This is a genomic window from Streptomyces nanhaiensis (assembly GCF_046614825.1).
GTDB lineage: Bacteria > Actinomycetota > Actinomycetes > Streptomycetales > Streptomycetaceae > Streptomyces > Streptomyces radiopugnans.
Map to the genome: position 1 here is coordinate 1 of NZ_JBKJFM010000062.1, position 21,448 is coordinate 21,448.

Below are 21,448 nucleotides of genomic sequence, written 5' to 3' on the forward strand. Positions count from 1 at the left end.
CCTTCCGGCGGGCCGCGCTCGTTGCGCCCAGCGCTTTGGCCGCGGTCCGTCCGACCGGTCCCCTGCGGTCCAGGGAGGCGGTGCGGGACTGGTGCTTCGCAGCGCGGCGGGCATCGGCCACCGCGCGGCGCGCCCCGGTCGTCTCCGCCCGCCGTGCAGCCCGCGTCGGGGCCGACGCACGGGCCGCCTCCCGCACCGCTCGCGCCTGGGCCATCCGCCCACCGGCCCGACCCGGCCGGGTGCCGGCACTGGCGGATGCCGTGCGGACCCTGGGCAGCGCCCCGGCCCGGCCCGAACCGGCAGCCCGGCGGGCGGCCTTGCCGCGGGCACCGGTCGTGCCCGCCGTACCGGCCCTGCGGCCCGCGCCGTTCCTCTTGCTCAGGCTGGTCGGCCGCTTCTGCAGCGGCACCCGACCGGTCCCGCCCCTGCGGGCACCGCGTGGCCCCGGTGCCGCTCCGCCCGCCGTACGGGCGGTGTTGGTGCGGGCGGCCCGCGCCGTACCGCGCCGGCCGCGCCGGGTACGCGCGGCAGCGGCCGTGCCGACGACGACCGCGCACGTGGCGGCAACGGCCAGCGCCGCCGGCCCGCCGACCAGCGCAGCGGCCCCGAGCAGGGTGGCGGTGGTGTTCGTACCGGTCACCGCGAGCGGAACGACCGGCCAGCCGCCGGGCGTGTGGCCCACCTCGGCGGCCGACGGAGGCACCGGCTGCTCGGGTACCTGCTGCTGCGGCGGCGGTGCGTCCGGCGGGGCCTCGGGGCCCGCTACCGGTGTGAGAGTGGTGTCGGTCATGCTGAGTGCACTCCTTGTTTTGGGAGGGCGGGGCCGACCGCGTGCTGTGGAAGGTGGGCGGTCGGCCCCGGCAGAAGGGCCGCTACGGTGGGCGGCATGGGTGGGGGACCAGCAACACGGGTGCGGCCGTGTGCGTTGTGCGGCGAGCCGGTACCGCAACCGCGGAGCCGTTGGCGCAGACGGCGTTACTGCAGCAAGGCGCACCGCCGCTGGAACCGCATGCTGAAGGCGGTCATGGAATTCCTGGACAACATCAGCCCTTAGCCGGGGCGCAGCGCGTTGGGGGAAGGTGCCGGGCGCGCGCATACCGAGCAAGGTGGGCGGCAGGCCGTGAAGCCGTATCAGGGCCTACCGGCCAGCGCGGTGCCGTTGACCGGCCGCGCACCGCTGGCCGGGGCAGCCTGGTCGCGCAGCTCCTGGTAGCGGGCGGAGACCCAGCCGATCGACCAGCCGCACAGCTCGACCGCAGCCCGCACCGGCATCCCTTCGACGAACGCGGCGTGCACGATCCGGCGGGCCCGCTCCTCAGGCAGCTTCTCGTTCACGGGCCCACCGGCCAGCAGCGCGGCGCGTTCACGGCGCTCCCGCTCGGCCCGCTCGGCCTGCTCCCGGCGGACTGCGGCTTCCCGCTCCCGACGCTCGGCTTCACGGCGCTCGGCCGCCTCCCGCTCGCGGCGTTCACGCTCCCGCTGAGCCTGTTCACGTTCGCGCTGCGCGCGTTCACGAACCTCCCGCTCCTCCCGCCGGGCCCGCTCCTCCCGCTCGGCCTGCTCGCGGGCGAGACGGGCCTCGTGTTCACGCTGTTCACGGGCGAGCAGGGCGGCGTGCTCGCGCTCCTCCCGGGCCCGCCGCTCGGCCGCCTCCTCGCGCTCGCGGGCCGCCTGCTCCCGCTCGATCCGCTCGGCCTGCTGCCGGGCCTCCTGCGCTTCCTGGGCGGCGGCGATGGCGCGGCGGTAGGCCAGCCCGGTCTCGGCGGTGACGATCAGCAGCAGCGGCGCCACCGCATGCACTGCCACCCCCACCAAGTCCTTCTTCAACGCGGAGTCGGCCACGTTCAGCGCCAGGGTCATGGCGCCGGTCAGCCACCGCAGCACCACCGGCCACCGCCCGCCGTGCCCGCCCAGGCGGGCCAGCACGGCGTCCAGGCGGACCACGATGACGACCGCGGCGTCCACCACCAGCGGCAGGATCGGCGCGGTCCAGCCCCACCCGGGCGGGGTGTGCTGGGCCATGAGCGGGGTGACGGTGAGGATGGAGTAGAGCATCGCTCCGGCCACGATCAGCCACGTCCCCACCGACAGGGCACGCTCGGCTGAACGGATCTGAACGCTGTTCACCGGGCCGCCTCCCGCACCCTGGTCGCGGCGATCAGCAGCACCGGCGAGGCGGGGTCACCGGGGGTCTCGCTGTCCTCCACCCACGTCCATTCGGCGTCGTCGGTGAGCGTGTAGCCCAGCGCGTTCAGGGCGCGTGAACGCTCCGCCAAGGTGGGCACCGTGGTCCGGGGGCCGAAGTCGTGCTCCGGCCACCGCTCCCCGGTGCCCGGCAGGGCGACGTACAGGTGCCACCGGCCGCCGCGGGTGGCCAACTGCGCAGTGAACGTGCCGGCCATCAGGCCACCTCCGGCGAACCGGCGATGCCCTGGTTGGCCAGCGCCCGGCGGGCGGCCAGCACCCGGCGGCGAGCGCGGCGCAGGCGGCGGGCGTCCAGCTCGGACGGTACCCGGTCCAGCACCGTGATCTGCGCGTCCAGCAGCTCGACCTCGGCCGCGATCAGCGGCATCTCGGCCTCGATCGCGTCCAACTCGGCGGCCGACGGCTCCCCGCCGGCCAGGTCAGCAGCAGCCACCATCCGGAGTGTCATGCTGTGCTTCATGGGTCGTGGATCCCTTCCACAGAGGAACGGCCCAGCAGAGCGGCCCCGGTGTTCGCCCACCGGGGCCGCGGCCGTAGAACCGACTTCCGGCTCCCCTCGGCGCTGCTCGTACGAGACGAGCAGCGGAGGCAACCGGCCGCAGCACACGAGGTGCTGCAGAAGAGGTTGAGGTCGTGCAGATGCGCGGTCCTGTGCCGCGCCGGCCGCCTTATTGGAGGAGGCGGCAACCTCGTCACGCTGTTGAGTTCTCAAGCACCGGGCACTTCCTTCGAACCCGTGTCACGGGGCCCTCCGGGCGCTTTTGGGCGGCCTTGCAGCGTGTCCGCCCTGCGTTTCGGAGCAGCACAAAGAAGGCCCTCCGAAGCTCGCTGTCCTGGGACTGCGAGCCGTTGAGCAAGACGATGACGCACAGTCCCAGGACTGTCAACAGTCCTGGGACTGTGTTTCACTGGCGGTGTTGAGAGGAGTGCTACATGGCGCCCAAGTGGCGAGAACTCGCTGACCGACTGGCCGAAAAGATCAGGACCGGTGAGTACGCCCCAGGAGATCAGCTACCGCAGATCAGGGAGCTGGTCGAAGCGGGCGAAGGCTCGAAGTCCACGGTCCACGCGGCCTACAAGGCCCTGGAGGCCGAGGGACTGGTCACGTCGTCGCGCGGTCACGGCACCGTTGTGCGCCAGCGGGCACCGCTCAAGCGGCTCGGCATCGCGCGGTACGACAAGGCCAAGTGGCGCGACGGCGACGAGGTGGCGTTCATCGCGGACCGAGTGGCGTCCGGGCGCGCCTACCGCCGGAACGAGCAGACGCAGACCGTCAGCCGGGTGAAAGCGCCGGCGATCGTTGCTGAGGCGCACGGGCTCCCGGAAGGCGCGGAGGTGTACGCCCGCGCACGTGTGGTCAAGGAGGGCTCCCAGCCCACGCACACGCTGACCAGCTACTACCGCCCCGAGCACGTCGAGGGAACACGCATCGTCGATCCGACGCCGGGGCCCGCTGGCCGCGGCGGTGGCTTCCGTGTCCTCTACGACGCCGGATACGAGATCGACCACATGCAGGAGACGCTGTTCGCACGTGTCCCTACGGCGGAGGAAGCGCAGCTCCTCCAGCTCTCACCGGGCGAGTGGGTGGTGGAGCTCCACCGCACCACCTTCACCGCGGACGGGACCGTGGTGGAGTTCGCGATCGGTGTCCACGCAGCAACGCGCTTCTCGTGGACATACGACTTCAAGGTGCCCGACTCGGCGAATGACGGAGGAGAGGCCAAGTGATCTCGGATCAGGAGTGGGCGGACGCTCAACGTCTCTGGGACTTCCAGCAGATGGGGCACGAGGTGCGCCCCTGCTCCGTCGCCATCGGTCTCGGCAGCCACGATCTCGGTGTGGCGGACACCACCGCAGAGCTCTACCACCGCGGCATGGCGCCGCTCGTCGTCTTCACGGGCGCGACCAGTCCCACAACGCGCGACCGCATGCCGCGGGGCGAAGCCGAGCACTACCGCGAGCGAGCGGTAGAGCTGGGCGTGCCGGCGGAAGCGATCCTCGTTGAGCCGCACGCCCGGAACACCGGGGAGAACATCCGCTTCTCACGCGCGCTACTCGAAGAGCACAGTGTCCCCGTCTCGTCCGTCCTGCTGGTCAGCAAGCCGTACGAGGAACGGCGGGCCTACGCGACGGCCTGCAAGCTGTGGCCTGAGGTCGAGTGGATGAGTGCGTCCGCTTCCATGTCCCTGACCGAGTACGTCGACTCCATCCAGGACGCTCGCCTGGTGATCGACATGCTGGTCGGTACTCAGCAACGGCTCATGATCTACCCCCAGCAGGGATTCATGACTGAACAGCACATTCCCGACGACGTGGCCGCGGCGTACCAGCGATTGCGGGACGCAGGCTTCACAAACCGGATCGTGCCGGACACCGTTTCCCAGGGTTGACCAAAGTGCCGATAGAACGCGCGTAGCGGCCCCGGGAACCCGGGGCCGCCTGCGGGTCGTCGAAGGTGACGAAGGGCGCCGCTCACGAAGGAGGAGGACACCCTTCGCTACCTTTATTGCTTGGTCACAGGGAGGCGGGGGCCTTCTTGTACCAACTGGTGATGACGCCGACGAGGTGGACAATGTTCTGGGTCCGCATGATCGGCGCGGCGGCGTTCGGCTCGAAGTCGTCGTTCGCTGCGGTGGTACGCCAGATGCTGGTCTCGGTGACCGGCGCGGTCATGTGTGGGTCGAGCCGCTTGAAGAAGGCGGTGATGTCATCGAGTTCGACTGGGTTGTCACCCGCTCGTAGCTCGCGGAATACTCCGCCGAGAACGCGGAGCATGCCCACCGAGCCAAGGAGAGAGGTACGACGCACCTCCTGGGCCATGGTGAGCTCACCAGGTTGACGCTCCGCCTCCGGATCGTCCTCGGTGAGGGCCGCGAGATCGGTGAAGGCGTTGGAGATGACGTCGAGAAAGTCCTTGACCTGCTCGATCACCTCGCCGTCAGTGAGAGTCTGCTCGGCCTTCTTGCTGATCCGACCGCCAGCGCCGGCGATGACAGCGCGCGTGATGTCGGCTACGTGCTTAGCGCCCATGAGGTTGGGGTTCTTGAGCGTCATACGGTCCTGCTCGGCGTCGACCCGACCCTTCAGCAGCGGGTGGTCGATGACGTCGGACAGGGTTCGGTTGGCGACCTTGTAGCTGTCAAAACGAGCCCGGACAGCGCTGCTGATGCCCTTGGCGTTGTCAGCGACATCCACGAACATCTGCTGGGACTTGATTGGGTCTGGCTCGACGTAAATATCCAGACCGACGTACTCGGCCTTCAGGCGGTTCATCTGGCTGATGAGCTTCTCGCGCTCAGCTTCGAGCTTGGCCGCCTTCTCCACGCTGACCTTGCGGGCCATCTCACGATCGACGGCAGAGATAGCGTCGGTGATGCGCTGCTTCTCGATAGCAACGCCAAGCACGCGGTGTTGGCCGTCGATGGTCCGCAGGGAAGAGATACCGCCGATCGCCCACGGGACGGTGAGGTAGCCGACGGTTCCGTGCTCGTCCACCTTCTCGAACGTGCAACCGCCGCCATCCCGGGCCAGGAGAGCAGGGGCGACCCAGTCCTGCTTGGTGTGGAGGTATTCGCCGAAGTGCTTAGCGTGGAGACGGTCGACCTTGCGGTTGTCCTTGTCGACGTTGTTCGGGTCGGGGACGGGAAGGATGGTCGGGAGGTCCAACAGAGGAACACGCACGCTGTAGACGGTGCGGCCTCCCTGAGGGGTCTTGATGGCGAGGTACGTGCTGGAGTCCTGCGGCTGAGACAGCCGCAGCGGATCGATATTGATGCTCACGAGAATTCCCCCCAATAGGATTGGTCACGCTCTTGACCGGCGCGACAACAGCCAAAACATAGCACCTAGCTGATAGGCGATGCGAATAATTTCTTAAACGTCGCCACAAGTTGATTTTCGTGACCGAAAACTCCTTGCGCGCGACCAGATGTGACCGAGAATGATCGTTTGATAGGACTATCCATACCAACTAACCAGCCGTCGGAACCAGGCCGACACCCAGGAGCTTGCTGCGTTGGTCCTACTCCCTGTCGAGCTCCCCACCAACGCACCAGACGGGCCAACACCGCTGTCCAACACAGCCACCACAGCACGCGCTCATCGCCGATGCCGCGTCTGTAGATTTGCCCATTACTGGAGGTACCTATGTACGTGGCTGCTCTTTCCAGCCCAGACCGACTGTGGTCGGCAAATGAGATCCTGATACGTCCTAGCCCCGTCCCCGCAGTAGCCGGTGTCTACGGCTGGCACTTCGAGAAGGCACCGTTCCGCGACCTGCCCGCTGGCCATCTGCTCTACGTGGGTATCTCTCCGCGGTACATGGCAAATCGGAAGAGCACCCAGAACCTGCGGACGCGGGTGCGCTACCACTTCCGGGGCAACGCAGCTGGCTCCACGCTCCGGCTCACCCTGGGCTGCCTGCTCGGGCTGGAGCTGCGTCGCGTGGGCAGCGGCAAGCGCATGACCTTCGGCAAGGCCGGGGAAGCCAAACTCACCCGGTGGATGGCGGAGCACGCCCGCGTGTGCTGGGTGGAACACCCGGAGCCATGGACACTGGAGTCCGATCTGATCACCAGGCTCGACCTACCCCTGAACCTCGACCAGAACCGGCACAACGGCTTCCACTCCCGCCTCACCGAGATACGCGCCCAAGCCCGCCAGCGGGCCAGGGAACTGGCCATCAGCACTCAATGAAGGCAACCGTGTCCGCCTTACACGGTGCCGATGCCTACGGCTGGGACGAACTGTGGCAGGACAGATGCTCGACATCAACGGCTGACATCAACGAGCACGTACACCAGCGAACGCCTGTGCCGCAGAGAGGATCCACCAGGTCATTCCAACACAGCTCCTACGGCAAAGCCTGCGGAATGACACACGCCTGGGGGTCAAGGGGTCGCAGGTTCAAATCCTGTCGTCCCGACACTGTGAGCAGCGGGTCTGCCGGATACGGCAGGCCCGCTGTTTCACGTTCGGGTGACGGTGATGCCCGGGTGACGGTGATGCCCGGGTGATGCCACCGCCCAGGTCGGCCGGTCACCCGTCACCGTCCGGCACAGCAGCTCACGCGGCCCGAGCCGTTCCGGTCGGCCCGTGGTCGCGGTCGGCGCGCTCCAGTGCGCGGCCCAGGGCCCGCACCGCGTCCCGGGCGGCGTGGGGCAGCAGGTGGCCGTAGAGGTTGACCGTGGTGGACAGCGTCGGGTGCCGCAGCGTCCTGGAGACCACCGCCGGCGGTACACCGGAGCTGATCATGATCGTGGCGGCCGTGTGCCGCAGGTCGTGCACCCCGATCCTGGGCAGACCGATCTCCGCGGCCCGGCGGTGCAGGGTCACCAGCACCGGCTGGGGACGCAGCGGCGAGCCGTCGGGCCGGCAGAACACCAGCCCCTCCAGCGGGGCCTGCGGCCCCAGCGCCGCGCGGGCGGCCTCGGCCCGGCGGCCCAGTGCCTGTGCCACCCGCGGGGACAGGCTGACCCAGTTCCGGCCGGCGCGGGTCTTGGGGTGGCCCGGGAAGAGGCGGTTGTTGTCCACGGCGGTCAGGTTCCAGCGCACCAGCAGCACCTTCTCCTGAAGGTGGACCTCGGGCCAGTGCAGGCCCAGGACCTCTCCGCGCCGCATGCCGGTGCCCAGCAGCACCTCGAAGGCGTCCGCCCACACATCCGCGTACGCGGTGCGGTTGTGCCGCAGGAACGCCGCTGCCTGCGCCGGGCTCCGGCACAGCCGCTCCGGGGCGGTGGGCCGGCCGAGCACGGCGTGGCGGGCGGGGTTGTCGGGGATCGACCGCTGCCGCGCTGCATGCACTGGTGCAGGTGGCTGGAGAGAAAACGGCACGGGTACGGGAGGCTGCTGACCAGGTTGTCCGATCCTTGGTGCCCAGTTGGCAGGTGCGATGGCGGGTCAAGGGGCGGCGCGAGGAGAACCGCGTCGAAGCTGGGAAGGCCCTGATGCGCAACCCGTTCCACTTCACCGAGGGGTTCGGCAACCCCGACGACCCCGAGCGGGTCATCGTCCGCGCGGGGCAAGGCGAACCCACGTGGGCGGCCGGCGGTACCTGCCAGGTGGTACGCACCATCCGGATGGCGGACCGACCTGTGGGACCAGGACTCGGCGGAAGAACAGGAGAAGATCATGGGGCGGCGGCGTGACGGCCGCCGGCTGGACGGCACACCGGAGCGATACGCACGGGCATCGGACCGCCCGGGCCGGCGCAGGCCCGGCGGCGGTGAGACGGTCGATGGCGGTGCCGTACGTGGATGGAACCGACCAGGCATCCGGATTCCTCGACCTGGACGGACAGACCGTGGAGGTACCCGTCCACGGATTCTGCGGGACTCCACCCCGACGTCGGCTCCGCCCCCACGCCGCCCTTCCGGTCCAGAGCACCGACCGGCCCGGGGGCGCTATCCGGCCCCGGGAAAGCGTGTTGTGAGGTCGGCACAGGAGTGATGCCACTCCGGAGGTGCAGTCCTGCCCTCCCCGCGGTCCAGTTCCTTGGGGACCACCTGGGGGCCAGCCGCGGGGAGATATGTCCAGACAGCCGGAGAGGCGCCGTTGGACAGGGGCACGGTGGGCCGCACCTCGCGACGGCACCGCCGCGGTACGCGTGGGCTGTTCGGCTTTCCCGGAGAGGCTGAATCGCCGTCCCTGCCACTGGACCGGGCGCAGCAGTCCGTTTATGTAACCTTTTTTGGTGTTACCTGATCATCGTGGCACCGTGGGCACTTGCCTCTCCTGTACCTGGTGTCCATGCCCGAGAAGAAGCCGAAAGAAAGGTGACATCCATGACCATGGTGGTTGGGGACATGCTGCGGACCTACCCGGCCGACCTCGGCGGTGTGGACCGTGAGGCTCTGGAGCGGTGCATCGCCGAGTGCTTCGACTGCTCGCAGGCCTGTACGGCGTGCGCGGACGCCTGCCTGTCCGAGGACATGGTCGCCGAGCTGCGCAAGTGCATCCGCACCAACCTGGACTGCGCGGACATCTGCGAGGCCACCGGCAAGATGCTCTCCCGGCACACCGGCTACGACGCCAACCTCACCCGCGCCCAGCTCCAGGCATGTCTCCAGGCGTGCAAGTCCTGCGGCGACGAGTGCGCGAGCCACGCCGACATGCACGAGCACTGCCGGGTGTGCGCCGAGGCGTGCCGCCGCTGCGAGCGGGCGTGTAATGAACTCCTGGCCACCCTGTGACCGTGGTCTGACCTCCAGCGGCCTCGTGGGGGGCCGAAAGGCACCGCCGTGGCTGACGCCGAAGGAGGAAGCCGCTGCGATGCTTCCGTCGCAGCGGCTCCTTTCCGTTGGGAGCGAAGTTTGCCAGGATCAGGAGACAGTCGGCAGGGCACCTTCTGTCACTGCCGCAGTTCCCGAGTGGCGATCCGCGACTCGTGTGCGGTGAACGGGCCGTGCGGTGGGGGAGACTGCGTGGCTCGCGTACCCGCGCGGGATCGAGGTCGTCGTGGGGCGGGGCCGGGAGGCGGACAGTTCGCCGGATGCGGTCCTCGCCGTAGCGCACGGCTCTACAGCGCCTATCCCGCCTCGCTGGGCACGCGCGGGCAGTGGTGACGTTCCTTGCCGAACACCAGAATCACCCGTCAGCCGCTTCGCGGCGGGCTTTCCAGGGCGGGCAGAGGGGTGGTGGTACCGCGGCCGACCTCTCTGTCGGCGGTGAGCGTGCCGTCGCGAAGGAGGTGGGTTCGGCGGTGGCGAGTCCGGCGCCGGGTCCATCGGCGCGGGTGGGGCGGCGACCAAGGCCGCGGCGGAGGCGGAGGCGGACGATGCAGAACACCGGTCCCGGCAGACCCTGGTGGAGGCCGGCGCGACGTTCACGACGGACGCGGAGCCGTTGGAGCTGATGGATCCGGGCAAGAGTGCACTCGACCGCCTACCGGGTCTTCTCCGGTCCGGGACCATGGGCGGTGCCGTGCCGGGCGATGAGCGGCTTGATGCCGCGCTTCCAGGGCAGACGGCGGTTCTCGGCGTTGTATGGGAGCCCCCTCCGCCACGGCCAGTTTCGCGTCACCGGGCGAGGCAAGAAGCGTTAGACGGCGAAGGGACGCGTGTGGACCCCTTCCACCGAGGACGACGGAACGGAGAACCGATCCATGGCGCAGAACGCCGAGGGGAACGAGCACCAGCACGGCGGTGGCCTGTCGCACCAGACCAAGATGTACCTGCGCTTCGCAGCCATGATCCTGACCGCCATGGTCGTCATGTACTGGACCATGTTCGTCGGCACGTGGAGGTGGAGCCACGTGCAGTGGAGCGAGAGCCGCCTGTTCATGGCCCTCACCATGGGCGGCACCATGGGGCTGATCATGCTCGCGTGGATGCTCAACATGTACAAGAACATGAAGGGCAACATCGCCATCGTGGCGGCGAGCCTCCTGCTGCTGGGCGGTGGCGTGTTCCTCGACCGCAGCCAGACCACCGTGCAGGACACCGCCTGGATGAGCTCGATGATCCCGCACCACTCGCTGGCCATCACCCGATCCGAACGTGCCGAGATCACCGACGTCCGGGTGTGCCGGCTGGCCGTCGAGATCATCGCGGCCCAGGAGCGGGAAATCAGTGAGATGGAGTGGCTGATCGAGGACATCGAGGAGAACGGGGAGGCCGAAACCCTCGAGGAGGCCAAGGCCCGGCCCGTCCCCGACTTCGAGGGGTCCCCGCTGCGTGAGTGCCCGCCGGAGTGACCTGAAGAACGCCGCTGAGCGTCCGGGCCCGTGCGACAGAGGCATGGTCACGCCGGTTCCGCGCGCCGGGAGCGTACAGTCCCGCTGCTTCCGCCGCACCCCGAGCGCAGGCACCGCCACACTGAGACGGGCGAGAGCCGAGATGACTCCACTGCTGTGCGCGCCCTGTTACCGAACACCTGGCGCTCTCCGGAGACGACCACTAGGGGCGACCGGGGACGCTCCCGGCTCCCCGAGGACCGGCGGTGGCGCCTCAACTCCTGTCCTCGCGCCATCCGTCGCTGTGCAGGAACCCCTGGAGAACGCGGCGCCGCTCGGTGTGCTCGCGGACCGCGGCGGTGTAGCGGTCCTCCTCCACCCTGGGAACGCCCGCCTCCCGCAGCACCGACAGCGGGGGCGCGGGGCGTTCGTGTCCGGCCCGGCTGAAGAACTGCCCCTGCAGGGTGTCCAGCACCTGGTCCATGGCGGACAGCAGCGGGCCGGTGGCCGCCGGGTCGGGCCGGGCCCCGGGAGCTGCGCCGGCGCACAGCAGCAGCAGGGCGTCGTCGAGGACGGCCAGCGCGCGGGCGGGGGCCTTGCGGGGCGAGGCGGAGTGGAAGTAGTGGACGACCGGGTAGGCCAGGTGCTGCTCGCCCAGGCGCAGCAACGGCTCGGTCAGGGAGACCAGATGCTGGTTGAACATGGAGCTGAAGCCGTCCCCGGTCCACCCCGCGGCGACGATGCCGGCCGCGTCCTGGCCCAGGGCGTGGATCTGCTGGGCGAGCACGCGCTTGTGGACCACCGCCTGGACCACCTGCACCAGATAGGTGAGGGACAGGGTGATCAGGAAGAGTCCCGACAGGGAGGCGACGGCGGTGGCCACCTGGGCCCAGGCGGTGTCCGGCACGTAGTCGCCGATGCCCAGCGTGAAGACCGTGTAGCCGGTGAAGTACACCCGCGCCCAGCCGTCGGCGGGCACGGCGGTGACGGAGTCGACGACGGAGGCCGGGTCGGCGCTGAAGACCAGCCACCACCCCGCCCACAGCAGCACCACCCACGTCGCGAAGGTGGCCAGCAGGGTGCACGTCCCGCTCCACTTCAGGAAGGCCGAGCCGCGCCCTGCCCGGTCCTGGACGGCCAGGAACGCCCGCCACACCGTCTCGGTCACCCGGCCGCTGACCGGGCCGGTGCCCGTGACCATCGACAGCGAGGTGATCGCCGCGTCCGCCAGCGCGAGGATCACCAGGACGCAGCCGGCGACCATCGCCAACACGCTCATCACGCCACCTCCCGGCTCTCCTCCCCCGCCCTGGCGCAGAGAGCCGGGGCGGGGGCGTTCGTGACACCGTGCGCAAGGGTGCCGGCGGCGATGACCAGCGTCCCGGCGGCCGGCACCCGCCACGGAGACTCCGGCAGCACGTCGCCGCCCAGGGTTCCGGCGGCCGGCAGCGTGAGAGCGGCGGTGACGGTTGGAGGTTTGTCCAGCATGTCCGTGCGGCTGCCCTTCCCGAGTCACTGTCATGCGCGGGTGAGCGCCTGGACCTCCCGGCGGCCGAGGGCGTCCGCGCGGCCGGTAGCGGTCGGGGATGAGGCGCCGTCACCTCGCCCCGCCGCGCGGCCTACCGCCCCTGCTCGGACAGCCAGGTGCGGAAGTCCACGATCTGCATCTCCTGGCTGTTGATGCCCGAGGCCGCCGCGACCTTCAGCTGGGCGTGGTCGGCACGGGACTGCGGCTCGAGGAACTCGATGACGCCGGAGTTGTGGTGCGGGATCATCCGCCGCACGAACTCGATGTCGAACCGCTCGCCCGCCGGCACCTTCCGCAGTTCGGCGATCATGCGCCGCACCTCCCTCTCCATGGCCGCGATCTCCTGCCGCGCCTCCTGGGGGGCCTGCTGCCGGGCCTGCTCGGGCGTGAGGCCGTACCACTTCTTCAGCCAGCGGGTGAACTGGCCGATCTGGTGGCGCTGGTTGGCGATGATGTCGTCCGCGTGGGTGCGGATACGCGCGTCGGTGCCGCGCTCGCGCTCGAGCCGCGCCATCTCGATCGCCGCCCGGTGGTGGGGGATGATCGCCGCGAAGAAGGTGACCTCCAGCTTCCTGCCGCTCAGCCGGGCCAGCGTCTCCCCGAACCGGTACGCCACGGGGGAGGTCGGCAGCGGCTGGATGTGGACGGTCTTCCTCTGCTCCGCGGCCGCGGCCCCGGCGGGGGCCTGGCCGGGGACACTCCAGGCAGTGGCCGCGGGCGCGGTCGCGAAGGCCAGGGCGGCAAGGGCGGCCACGGCGCCGCGGCGGACGATCGAGGTGTTCATCGGATCCCATGCTCGACGTACCGGGACGGCAGGTCACCGGCCTGAGAGGTGGATGGACTCGCGGAAAAGACCGCGCGGTTGAGACAGCCGCGCGATCCCTGCCGCAGCTCCTCCTCCCGTAAACCCCTTCCTCGGTCCGTCCACCCGACTGACCCGCGGGCGCCACCCGAACCGCTCGAAAGCTCGCAAGGAAGCCCACGCGAACCGCCCGGCTGGCGGAGAGGGGGATGTCACGCGCTGACGGGGTCATCGACGTGGGCGGAGCCTGCCAACCATGCCCTCAACTGGCCGACAGACCTTCCGGAGACAGTTGCGCCGGGAGCGGTGCGCGACCTGGTGCCGCCGACGGTTGCCGGAGTGGATCGTGTCGCGAGACCTCCGTCCGCCGGCTCGCTCGTCCCAACCCACTCGGCGCCCTCGTCGCCGCCGCACCTCATCCACTGCTCCCCTGCCGATGCCAACGCCGCGGGCGAACCGGCGACTGTCGGTCGTCTCCAGGAGAGCCGTAAGCGGGAGCGGAGACCGGCCGCTGCCGCGTCCACCCGCCGATCGGGGCGCTCGTGACCGAGAGGCGTCCCACCGATCCCGGGAAAGGCGACACCACCATGACAGCCATCCACAGCACATCGCTTGGCTACTCCCCGGAGAGCCCGGTATGAACGGGCTGACAACCGTGCTGCCGCTGGCCCTGATTCCCGCCGTGGCGAACTTCCTCGGAGGGCTGCTGTCGGAGGTGGTGCCCTCCTCCGGGCGGCTCCTCAGCGCCGCGCTACACCTGGCCACCGGCATCGTCATCGCCGTGGCCGGCCTGGAGCCTACGCCGTCGGCCGTGTCGGCGCCTTGCCGCGCCACCCCCTGCGCACCTCCTGCCGCCCCGGCCGCGACGCAAGTCGATGGCGACTAATTTGTAGTGGGATTCATTTTCATATAGCGTCCCGGTAGCCACAGACCCGGAGGTTCGCCATGGCCGTACCCAAGCGGAAGATGTCCCGCAGCAACACCCGCCACCGCCGCGCCCAGTGGAAGGCCCGCACCCCGCAACTGGTGCCGGTCACCGTGGACGGCGCCTCCTATCTGGTGCCGCAGCACCTGGTCAAGGCGTACCGGCGCGGCCTGCTGCACCCGGAGGACTGAGAACGGCATGACACACCAGCGGCTGCCGGTGACCGTCCTGTCGGGGTTCCTCGGCGCGGGCAAGACCACCCTGCTCAACCACGTCCTGGCCAACCGCCAGGGCCTGCGGGTGGCGGTCATCGTCAACGACATGAGCGAGGTCAACATCGACGCCGCCCTGGTGCGCGGCGGCCAGGCGGCCCTGTCGCGCACCGAGGAGCGCCTGGTGGAGATGACCAACGGGTGCATCTGCTGCACCCTGCGCGACGACCTGCTGGAGGAGGTCGAACGCCTCGCCCGCGAGGGGAGGTTCGACCACCTGCTCATCGAGTCCAGCGGCATCTCCGAGCCGATGCCGGTCGCCGCCACCTTCGCCTTCCCCCGCGACGACGGCGCCACCCTGGCGGACCTCGCCGACCTGGACACCATGGTCACCGTCGTCGACGCCGCGAACTTCCTGCCCGAACTGACCGCCGGGGACGGGCTCACCGAGCGGGGCCTGGCCCCGTACGAGGACGACGAGCGCACCGTCAGCGACCTGCTGATGGACCAGATCGAGTTCGCCGACGTCATCGTCCTCAACAAACTCGACCTCGTCGGCGCCGGGGACGCCGACCGGCTGCGGGCCGCCCTCACCCGGCTCAACCCGGCCGCCCGGATCTTGGCGGCCACCCACGGGCGGGTGGACCTCGGCGAGGTCCTGGGCACCGGGCTGTTCGACCTGGAGAAGGCGCAGCAGGCGCCGGGCTGGGTGATGGAGCTCAACGGCGACCACCTGCCGGAGACCGAGGAGTACGGCATCTCCTCCACCGTCTTCCGCTCCGAGAGGCCCTTCCACCCCGCAAGGCTGTGGTCCTTCGTGACCGAGCGCCTCGACGGCGGGGCCTTCGGGCAGATCCTGCGCTCCAAGGGCTTCTTCCACCTGGCCTCCCGCCCGCACGTGACCGGGCTGTGGTCCCAGGCCGGCTCCGTCGCCCGCTTCGAGCCCTCCGGCGCCCGCGAGGCGGCAGACGGCCAGGGGCAGGAACTGGTGTTCATCGGCACCGGCCTGCGCCCGGACGCCCTGCGGGCCGCGCTGTCCGCGTGCCTGCTGGCCGACGGCGAGGCGGCTGCGCTCCACGATCCGTTCCCCGCGTGGGACACCCACGGCATCGAGGACGCCTGCGAACACGACCACCCGCGGCCGCTGCCGGCTGCGTGACGGACTCCGGGCCGGGCGGTGGTGCAGCCACGGCACCGCCCGGCCCGGCCTCAGCCGGGCGCACGCGCCCGCGGACCCCCCGGCCCTCCGGCCGACCGCGTCCTTCACCACGCCGCACGTACCACCCCCGCCCCGCCCGCCCGGCGCCGGCCGCCGGTCTCGCGGTCCCGCTCTCCCGCGTACGCCGCCCCGGCGCTCACCGGCCCTGCTCCTCCTCGGGACGCTTGCCGCCGGGGAGGAACTCCTGCATCTTGGCCTTGACTCCCTGCCGGACCATCGATCCCCGGTCGCTGTCACCGCGCAGGATCGCGGAGGCGGTGGCCTCCATCTGGTCCCAGGTGGCGTGCGGGGGGATCGGCGGCACGGCGGGATCGGTGCGGACGTCGATGACGAAGGGGCGGTCGGCCGCCAGCGCCCGTTCCCAGGCGGGCCGGACGTCGTCCGGTTTCTCCACCCGCACCCCGTCCAGGCCGAACCGGACGGCGATCTCGGCGTAGGGCAGGTCGGGGATGTGCTGGGACTCCTCGAACTGCGGAGCGCCGCTCATCGACCGCATCTCCCAGGTGACCTGGTTGAGGTCCCGGTTGTTCAGCACGCACACGACCAGCCGCGGGTCGGACCACCTCGAGCGGTACTTGGCCGCGGTGACCAGCTCCATCAGGCCGTTCATCTGCATCGCCCCGTCACCGACCAGGGCGATGGCCGGGCGGTCGGGGTGGGCGAACTTGGCCCCGATGGCGTAGGGCACGCCCGGCCCCATGGTCGCCAGCGTGCCCGACAGCGACCCGCGCACCTCACCCCTGAACCGCAGGTGGCGGGCGTACCAGTTGGCGGCCGAGCCGGAGTCGGCGGTGACGATGGCGTCCTCGGGCAGCAGGCCGTCCAGCGCGTGCACGACGTACTCGGGGTTGACCGGGTCGGCGTCCAGCGCGGCGCGCCGCTGCATCACCTCCCACCAGCGGGAGACGTTCTCCTCGACGGTGTGCCGCCAGCGGCGGTCCTCCTTGCGGTGCAGCAGCGGCAGGAGCCGTTCCAGGGTGGCGCGCGCGTCGCCGACCAGGTTCACCTCGAAGGGGTAGCGCAGGCCGACCATGTGCGGGTCGATGTCGATCTGCACCGCGCGCGCCTGGCCGAGTCCGGGCATGAACTGCGTGTACGGGAAGCTGGAGCCGATCATCAGCAGGGTGTCGCAGTCTCGCATCAGCTCGTAGCTGGGCCGGGTGCCCAGCAGACCGATGGCTCCGGTGACGTACGGCAGCGTGTCGGGCAGGGCGTCCTTGCCCAGCAGCGCCTTGGCCACTCCGGCGCCGAGCACGTCGGCGGCCTGCTCGACCTCGCTCCGCGCGCCCCGGGCGCCCTGCCCGATCAGCACGGCGACCTTCTCCCCGGCGTTGAGCACCTGCGCCGCACGCGCGAGGTCCTCGTCCGCGGGGACCGGCGCGGACCTGCCCAGCCCGAGGCTGGAGGGCACCATCTTGAACTCGTGGCCGGGCGGGGTGTAGTCCAGCTCCTGCACGTCGGCCGGGATGATGACCGCCGTCACCGTGCGCCGGCCGTAGGCGGTGCGGATCGCCCGGTCGATCAGGTTGGGCAGTTGCTCGGGGACCGTCGCCGTCTCGCAGAAGTCGGAGGCCACGTCCTTGTACAGACTGCCCAGGTCGACCTCCTGCTGGTAGGAGCCGCCCATCGCGCTGCGGTCGGTCTGGCCGACGATCGCCACCACCGGGACGTGGTCGAGCTTGGCGTCGTACAGGCCGTTGAGGAGGTGGATCGCCCCGGGACCGGACGTCGCCGCGCACACCCCCACCTTGCCGGAGAACTTCGCGTACCCCACGGCTTGGAAGGCCGACATCTCCTCGTGCCGGGACTGGACGAACTTCGGCCTGTCCCCCGCCCGGCCCCACGCGGCCAGCAGACCGTTGATGCCGTCCCCCGCGTAGCCGAAGACGTGGTCCACTCCCCACTCGCGCAACCGCTGCAGAACGTAGTCGGCCACCTTCGTGTTCGCCACTCGTCTCTCCGTTCCCTGTGTCGTGGAAGCGGCCGGCCGCCGCGTCGCCGGACGCCCTTCCCCCGCGGTCGGTGGCGTGCCCCGCACCTGTCCGCTCCACGGGGGCGGCGGGCCATCGCCTGGGTAACCGTGCCGCCCGGTGCGAAACATCGCCCGCTTGCCGGTGGCCCGGAACCGCTGGTACGGCAGGAGCGGGAGGGGGCCGTAGGGCGGCCGTACAGGCCAGGGGCGCCAGGCCGGAACGAGGCCGTCGCCGCCGGGCACGTCGGCCACCCATGCGAGACGCCCGGCCGGGAAGCCCCGGCCGGGCGTCTGCGTGAACCGCTCGCGGTCCGATCGGCACGGCCACGTGCCGCAACGCCTCCTGGAGACCGCCGGGCGGGCGCCGGGTGAGCGGCCGGCCCGGGTGGTCTCAGGCGTTCGGCGGCACGCGCGGCGGGCGTCCCGAGCCCCGCGTCAGCGCGTATCCCCCGATGCCCGCGAGCGCCGCCAGCACCGCGCCGGACACCGTCCACACCCAGCGGTCGGACCACCGGCCCGACGACCAGCCGTCGTCCGGCTCGACGCCCGACAGCACGGCCGGCGCTCCGGAACCGTCGTCTTCCTGCTGCCGCGTGAACGCGACGCCCGGTACCAGCGGCTCGGCCAGCCGGCCGTCCACGGCGGCCGACCCCCCGATGTGCTCGGACTCCACCCGCACCTCGGCGGCCACCGGCTGCCCGAGGTCGGCCGTGCGTACGCCCACCGCCGTCAGCCGGAGGTAGTACGTGCCCGGCAGCGGGTCGTCGGCCCACGGCTCCGACCAGGCCCGCACCGTGCGCAGTACGCACGCCAGCTCCACCGACTCGGCGTCCGCGGCGGCGGTACGGGTCTGGGCGCCGTACTGGCAGGCCTGGCGGCGCCGCAGACCGTCGTAGACGTCGATCTGCCAGGTCTGCGCCGCGTGCTCCCGCGGGAGCTTCACCGTCGCCTTCACGGTGGGGCGTTGGCCGGTGTCGGCCGGGAACGACCAGTACAGGTAGTCACCGGCCGAGGCGTTCGCCGTCGCCGTCCGCCCCTGGTCGATCTCCGTCGCCGTACGGAACGACGTGCCCGCCGACGTGGGCGCCGCGCTGTCGTCGGACGGGCTCGGGGACGGCGTCGAGTCGGCCGCGGCGGGGCCCGCCGCGAGGCCGAGCGTCAGCAGCGCGGCGCTCACCACGCGTATGGTCCACATCAGTTGGTCCTCCACACCGCGACACGCCAACGCGACAGCCAGCCCCACAGCACACCCGCGAGGAAGCCGGCCGCCACCAGGACACCGAGCAGCCACCAGCCGCGGCCGAGTCCGAAGGAGGCCACGTCAGCGGCCTGCGACGGTCCCTCGACCACGTCCACGGTCAGCTCCAGCGGCATACCGGGGCCGGTCTTCACCCCGGACGCCGCCGAGAAGGAGTTCGTCACCCGCAGGCACACCGTCTCCGCCTCGGCCTGCGCCTCCTCCTCGTCACCGCCGTCCGGCTTCGGGTAGCGCAGACCCGTGGAGATCACGTCGGTGCGGCCGTTGCCCGCCGCCTCGCCGCGCACGATCTCCCGGCCGTGCACCGTGGCCGCGCGCAGCAGCACCCCGTAGTCCGGGTTCACCGCGCGGTCCGCCGCCACGCTCACCGAGGCGCGCAGCTCCTGGCCGGGCGCCACGTCCACCCGGTACCAGCGCTCCTGGCCGAACTCCTGGCGGTCGGTGTACAGACCGGACTTCAGGGCCGGCGCGTCGGCGCACCGCTCCGCACCCTCCACGGCGGCCGGCGTCACCACCGGGTCGGCCGCCCGTTCCACCAACTGGTTCACCTTCTCGGTGAGTTCGTCGGTGTGCTCCACCGAGGTGTAGGTGCCGCCGGTGGCCTCGGCGATGCAGCTCAGCTGCTGCCGCATCTTCGTGTTGGGCACCAGCCCGAGGGTGTCGATGGTCAGGCCGATGCCCTTGGCCGCGATCTCCCGGGCGACCTCGCACGGGTCGAGCGGGGCGCAGGTGTCCTCGCCGTCGCTGATCAGCACGATCCGCTTGGAGCCGTCGCCGCCGTCGAGGTCGTCGGCGGCCTTCAGCAGGGCCGGACCGATCGGTGTCCAGCCGGTCGGCGTCAGCGTGGCCACCGCCGCCTTGGCCTCGGTGCGGTCCAGCGGGCCGACCGGGTACAGCTGCGCGGTGTCCTTGCAGCCCGCCTTGCGGTCGTCGCCGGGGTAGTCGGCGCCGAGTGTGCGGATGCCGAGCCGGACCTCCTCGGGGGTGGCGTCCAGCACCTCGTTGAACGCCTGCTTGGCCGCGGCCATCCGCGACCGCCCGTCGATGTCCCTCGCCCGCATCGAGCCGCTGACGTCGAGCACCAGGTTGACCTTCGGCGCGTCCGCCGTGGTCTCGTCGGCGGCCGCCCCGGCCGGGAACGCGATCCCGGTCGCGAGCAAGGTCGCGAGCACGGCGAGCAGGACTCCGAGGCCCGTCGCCGACCGTTGTTTTCTGATCATCGGCGGATCCTATTGATCCTCACCGCCGCGCTCCAAAACGGGCCCGGAGCGCGGCGGTTGGGGCGGCACCGTCCACGGACGGCCGAGGGTTCGCCCGCCGCGGCCCGGGCGGGGACGCCGCCACCTCGCACGGTGCCTGCGGCGCCGGAAAACCGGTTCCCGCATACCCCGGACCCGTATATCGTGCGGGGATTGGACGGGGCCTGCCCATGGCCCCGGAGAACCAGGACTGTGGGGGCAGTGATGGACCACGTGTCTTCGAACCACGACCCTGCCGTGCACCGCTCCGGTGCTCACACCGGTCAGGACCACGACGTGCACGGCGACCACGGCCATCACGGGCACGTACACGCGCACGGCCCGCACGACAGCGCCGGACACGGGGCCGGGCACAGTGCCGGAGACAGTGCCGGAGACAATGCCGGACACGGCGGGTCCCATCGGGGCGGCGCCTCCTGGCGCACGGCGGCGCAGGCGACGCTGCACTGCCTGACCGGTTGTGCCATCGGCGAGGTCCTCGGCATGGTCATCGGAACGGCTCTGGGGCTGCACGACGGCGCCACCGTGGCACTGGCGGTCGCGCTGGCGTTCCTCTTCGGCTACGCCCTGACCATCCGCGGCGTGCTGAAGGCAGGCCTCACCCTGCGCGAGGCGCTCAAGGTGGCCCTGGCGGCGGACACCGTCTCGATCCTCGTGATGGAGGTCGTCGACAACGCCATCATGCTCGCGATCCCGGGAGCGATGGACGCCGGGCTGGCCGGTCCGCTGTTCTGGGGGGCGCTGGCCTTCGCCCTGGCCGTGGCCTTCGTGCTCACCGTGCCGGTCAACCGCTGGCTGATCTCCCGCGGCCGCGGCCACGCGGTCGTCCACGCCCACCACCACTGACCGCCTCCCCGGCCTCCCGCGCGGGCCGGCGGCCGTTCCCGTCGCACGGGCGCGGGCGCCGGCCCGCGCCGTATCCGGTGCCGGAGGCGGTCAGGAGGAGCAGCCGTTCCTACGGGCGGGGGCAGGGGCGGGGGACGGGGAGGGTGCCTGCACTCGGCGTGCCACGGCGGCCAGGAGGCAGGCCAGCAGGCACCGGGTGGCCGGATGGTCCGCCACCCGGCGCAGGTCGGCGGTCGTCCGGGGGATCCTCACTCCGTCTCTCCCTTCTGTCCGGGGCCGGGCGTCGCGGTGAGGTGGTCGCGGAGCTGGTCGTCGGTGGGCTCGACGAGGACGGTGCCGTCGGGCATGACGAGGGTGGGGACGCGGCGGGTCCCGCGCTGCAGCCGGTAGACGGCCTTGGCGGCCTTCTTGTCGGCGTCGATGTCGTGGTAGCGGTAGGCGGCGCCGGCGCCGTCGAGCCGGGCCAGGACCTCTTTCACCTGCGGGCACCAGGCGGTGCCGTAGACCTCGATCTGCTGCATCGGGAGCCTCCGGGGCAGGGGCGCCGCCGG

The 21,448-nt window shown here is 71.1% G+C and carries 22 protein-coding genes and 1 pseudogene; 10 read left to right on the forward strand and 13 right to left on the reverse strand.

The features are described from left to right. The 4 genes and pseudogenes from ACLIYP_RS15470 to ACLIYP_RS15485 form a co-directional block, all read right to left on the reverse strand. Window positions 1-790, reverse strand: a pseudogene (locus tag ACLIYP_RS15470) (hypothetical protein); the annotation flags it as partial. 341 nt (window positions 791-1,131) lie between these two features. Further along, entirely contained in the window at window positions 1,132-2,127 is a 996-nt protein-coding gene (locus ACLIYP_RS15475) for a DUF2637 domain-containing protein (protein WP_412713710.1), read from the reverse strand. Then, window positions 2,124-2,402, reverse strand: a complete 279-nt coding sequence (locus tag ACLIYP_RS15480; protein WP_412713711.1) for a DUF6303 family protein — start codon at window positions 2,400-2,402, stop codon at window positions 2,124-2,126. Before ACLIYP_RS15480 ends, ACLIYP_RS15475 begins: the two co-directional genes overlap by 4 nt. Next, entirely contained in the window at window positions 2,402-2,665 is a 264-nt protein-coding gene (locus ACLIYP_RS15485) for a DUF6284 family protein (RefSeq protein ID WP_412713712.1), read from the reverse strand. The genes ACLIYP_RS15480 and ACLIYP_RS15485 overlap by 1 nt, the downstream gene beginning before the upstream one ends. A gap of 473 nt (window positions 2,666-3,138) precedes the next feature. Between ACLIYP_RS15485 and ACLIYP_RS15490 the strand changes: the two genes are divergently transcribed. Next, window positions 3,139-3,933, forward strand: a complete 795-nt coding sequence (locus ACLIYP_RS15490) for a GntR family transcriptional regulator (protein ID WP_412713713.1) — start codon at window positions 3,139-3,141, stop codon at window positions 3,931-3,933. After that, window positions 3,930-4,595 carry a YdcF family protein gene (locus tag ACLIYP_RS15495; RefSeq protein ID WP_412713714.1) on the forward strand — a complete coding sequence of 222 codons (666 nt, stop codon included), beginning with the start codon at window positions 3,930-3,932 and terminating at the stop codon, window positions 4,593-4,595. Before ACLIYP_RS15490 ends, ACLIYP_RS15495 begins: the two co-directional genes overlap by 4 nt. Before the next feature lie 124 nt (window positions 4,596-4,719). Here the strand turns inward: ACLIYP_RS15495 and ACLIYP_RS15500 are convergent, their stop codons facing one another. Then, window positions 4,720-5,985, reverse strand: coding sequence for a DNA sulfur modification protein DndB (locus ACLIYP_RS15500; protein WP_412713715.1), 1,266 nt, complete (start codon window positions 5,983-5,985; stop codon window positions 4,720-4,722). A gap of 366 nt (window positions 5,986-6,351) precedes the next feature. Between ACLIYP_RS15500 and ACLIYP_RS15505 the strand changes: the two genes are divergently transcribed. Further along, window positions 6,352-6,900: a GIY-YIG nuclease family protein gene (locus ACLIYP_RS15505; RefSeq protein WP_412713716.1), complete on the forward strand. Its 549-nt coding sequence runs from the start codon at window positions 6,352-6,354 to the stop codon at window positions 6,898-6,900. A 369-nt stretch (window positions 6,901-7,269) separates the two neighbouring features. Here ACLIYP_RS15505 and ACLIYP_RS15510 read toward each other — a convergent pair whose 3' ends face one another. Next, window positions 7,270-8,007, reverse strand: a complete 738-nt coding sequence (locus ACLIYP_RS15510) for a site-specific integrase (RefSeq protein ID WP_412713717.1) — start codon at window positions 8,005-8,007, stop codon at window positions 7,270-7,272. Window positions 8,008-8,075: 68 nt separating this feature from the next. On the opposite strand from ACLIYP_RS15510, the gene ACLIYP_RS15515 reads away from it, so the two are divergent. From ACLIYP_RS15515 to ACLIYP_RS15525, 3 genes are all read left to right on the forward strand, one after another. Next, the gene (locus ACLIYP_RS15515; protein WP_412713718.1) at window positions 8,076-8,351 is read left to right on the forward strand and encodes a hypothetical protein; all 276 of its coding nucleotides are present in this window, start codon (window positions 8,076-8,078) and stop codon (window positions 8,349-8,351) included. A 636-nt stretch (window positions 8,352-8,987) separates the two neighbouring features. After that, window positions 8,988-9,395 (forward strand): four-helix bundle copper-binding protein, encoded by a 408-nt coding sequence (locus tag ACLIYP_RS15520; RefSeq protein ID WP_412713719.1) that lies wholly within the window; start codon window positions 8,988-8,990, stop codon window positions 9,393-9,395. 911 nt (window positions 9,396-10,306) lie between these two features. Further along, window positions 10,307-10,897, forward strand: coding sequence for a DUF305 domain-containing protein (locus ACLIYP_RS15525; protein ID WP_412713720.1), 591 nt, complete (start codon window positions 10,307-10,309; stop codon window positions 10,895-10,897). 253 nt (window positions 10,898-11,150) lie between these two features. On the opposite strand, the gene ACLIYP_RS15530 is transcribed toward ACLIYP_RS15525, so the two are convergent. The 3 genes from ACLIYP_RS15530 to ACLIYP_RS15540 form a co-directional block, all read right to left on the reverse strand. Then, window positions 11,151-12,155, reverse strand: coding sequence for a potassium channel family protein (locus ACLIYP_RS15530; protein ID WP_412713721.1), 1,005 nt, complete (start codon window positions 12,153-12,155; stop codon window positions 11,151-11,153). Next, window positions 12,155-12,364 carry a hypothetical protein gene (locus tag ACLIYP_RS15535; RefSeq protein ID WP_412713722.1) on the reverse strand — a complete coding sequence of 70 codons (210 nt, stop codon included), beginning with the start codon at window positions 12,362-12,364 and terminating at the stop codon, window positions 12,155-12,157. Before ACLIYP_RS15535 ends, ACLIYP_RS15530 begins: the two co-directional genes overlap by 1 nt. 131 nt (window positions 12,365-12,495) lie before the next feature. Further along, on the reverse strand, window positions 12,496-13,188 hold the full coding sequence (locus ACLIYP_RS15540) for a DUF305 domain-containing protein (RefSeq protein WP_412713723.1): 693 nt from the start codon (window positions 13,186-13,188) through the stop codon (window positions 12,496-12,498). 655 nt (window positions 13,189-13,843) lie between these two features. Here ACLIYP_RS15540 and ACLIYP_RS15545 point away from each other — a divergent pair. Genes ACLIYP_RS15545 through ACLIYP_RS15555 form a run of 3 tightly spaced genes read left to right on the forward strand, consistent with a single transcriptional unit; the run spans window position 13,844 to window position 15,502 of the window. Further along, window positions 13,844-14,092 carry a hypothetical protein gene (locus tag ACLIYP_RS15545; RefSeq protein ID WP_412713724.1) on the forward strand — a complete coding sequence of 83 codons (249 nt, stop codon included), beginning with the start codon at window positions 13,844-13,846 and terminating at the stop codon, window positions 14,090-14,092. A 59-nt stretch (window positions 14,093-14,151) separates the two neighbouring features. Then, window positions 14,152-14,322 carry a 50S ribosomal protein L32 gene (rpmF, locus tag ACLIYP_RS15550; protein WP_412713725.1) on the forward strand — a complete coding sequence of 57 codons (171 nt, stop codon included), beginning with the start codon at window positions 14,152-14,154 and terminating at the stop codon, window positions 14,320-14,322. Window positions 14,323-14,329: 7 nt separating this feature from the next. Then, window positions 14,330-15,502 carry a GTP-binding protein gene (locus tag ACLIYP_RS15555; RefSeq protein ID WP_412713726.1) on the forward strand — a complete coding sequence of 391 codons (1,173 nt, stop codon included), beginning with the start codon at window positions 14,330-14,332 and terminating at the stop codon, window positions 15,500-15,502. Between the two features lie 196 nt (window positions 15,503-15,698). Here the strand turns inward: ACLIYP_RS15555 and ACLIYP_RS15560 are convergent, their stop codons facing one another. The 3 genes from ACLIYP_RS15560 to ACLIYP_RS15570 all read right to left on the reverse strand — a co-directional run bounded on the left by ACLIYP_RS15560 (window position 15,699) and on the right by ACLIYP_RS15570 (window position 20,012). Then, complete coding sequence (locus tag ACLIYP_RS15560) at window positions 15,699-17,513, reverse strand: thiamine pyrophosphate-requiring protein (RefSeq protein ID WP_412713727.1); 1,815 nt, start codon at window positions 17,511-17,513, stop codon at window positions 15,699-15,701. Window positions 17,514-17,925: 412 nt separating this feature from the next. Further along, complete coding sequence (locus tag ACLIYP_RS15565) at window positions 17,926-18,729, reverse strand: hypothetical protein (RefSeq protein ID WP_412713728.1); 804 nt, start codon at window positions 18,727-18,729, stop codon at window positions 17,926-17,928. Next, window positions 18,729-20,012 (reverse strand): VWA domain-containing protein, encoded by a 1,284-nt coding sequence (locus ACLIYP_RS15570; protein ID WP_412713729.1) that lies wholly within the window; start codon window positions 20,010-20,012, stop codon window positions 18,729-18,731. The genes ACLIYP_RS15565 and ACLIYP_RS15570 overlap by 1 nt, the downstream gene beginning before the upstream one ends. 243 nt (window positions 20,013-20,255) lie before the next feature. Here ACLIYP_RS15570 and ACLIYP_RS15575 point away from each other — a divergent pair, with 243 nt between their 5' ends. Beyond that, window positions 20,256-20,897, forward strand: a complete 642-nt coding sequence (locus ACLIYP_RS15575; RefSeq protein ID WP_459076346.1) for a DUF4396 domain-containing protein — start codon at window positions 20,256-20,258, stop codon at window positions 20,895-20,897. Between the two features lie 248 nt (window positions 20,898-21,145). Here the strand turns inward: ACLIYP_RS15575 and ACLIYP_RS15580 are convergent, their stop codons facing one another. After that, window positions 21,146-21,418, reverse strand: a complete 273-nt coding sequence (locus ACLIYP_RS15580) for a glutaredoxin family protein (protein WP_093663436.1) — start codon at window positions 21,416-21,418, stop codon at window positions 21,146-21,148. Window positions 21,419-21,448 lie beyond the last annotated feature (30 nt).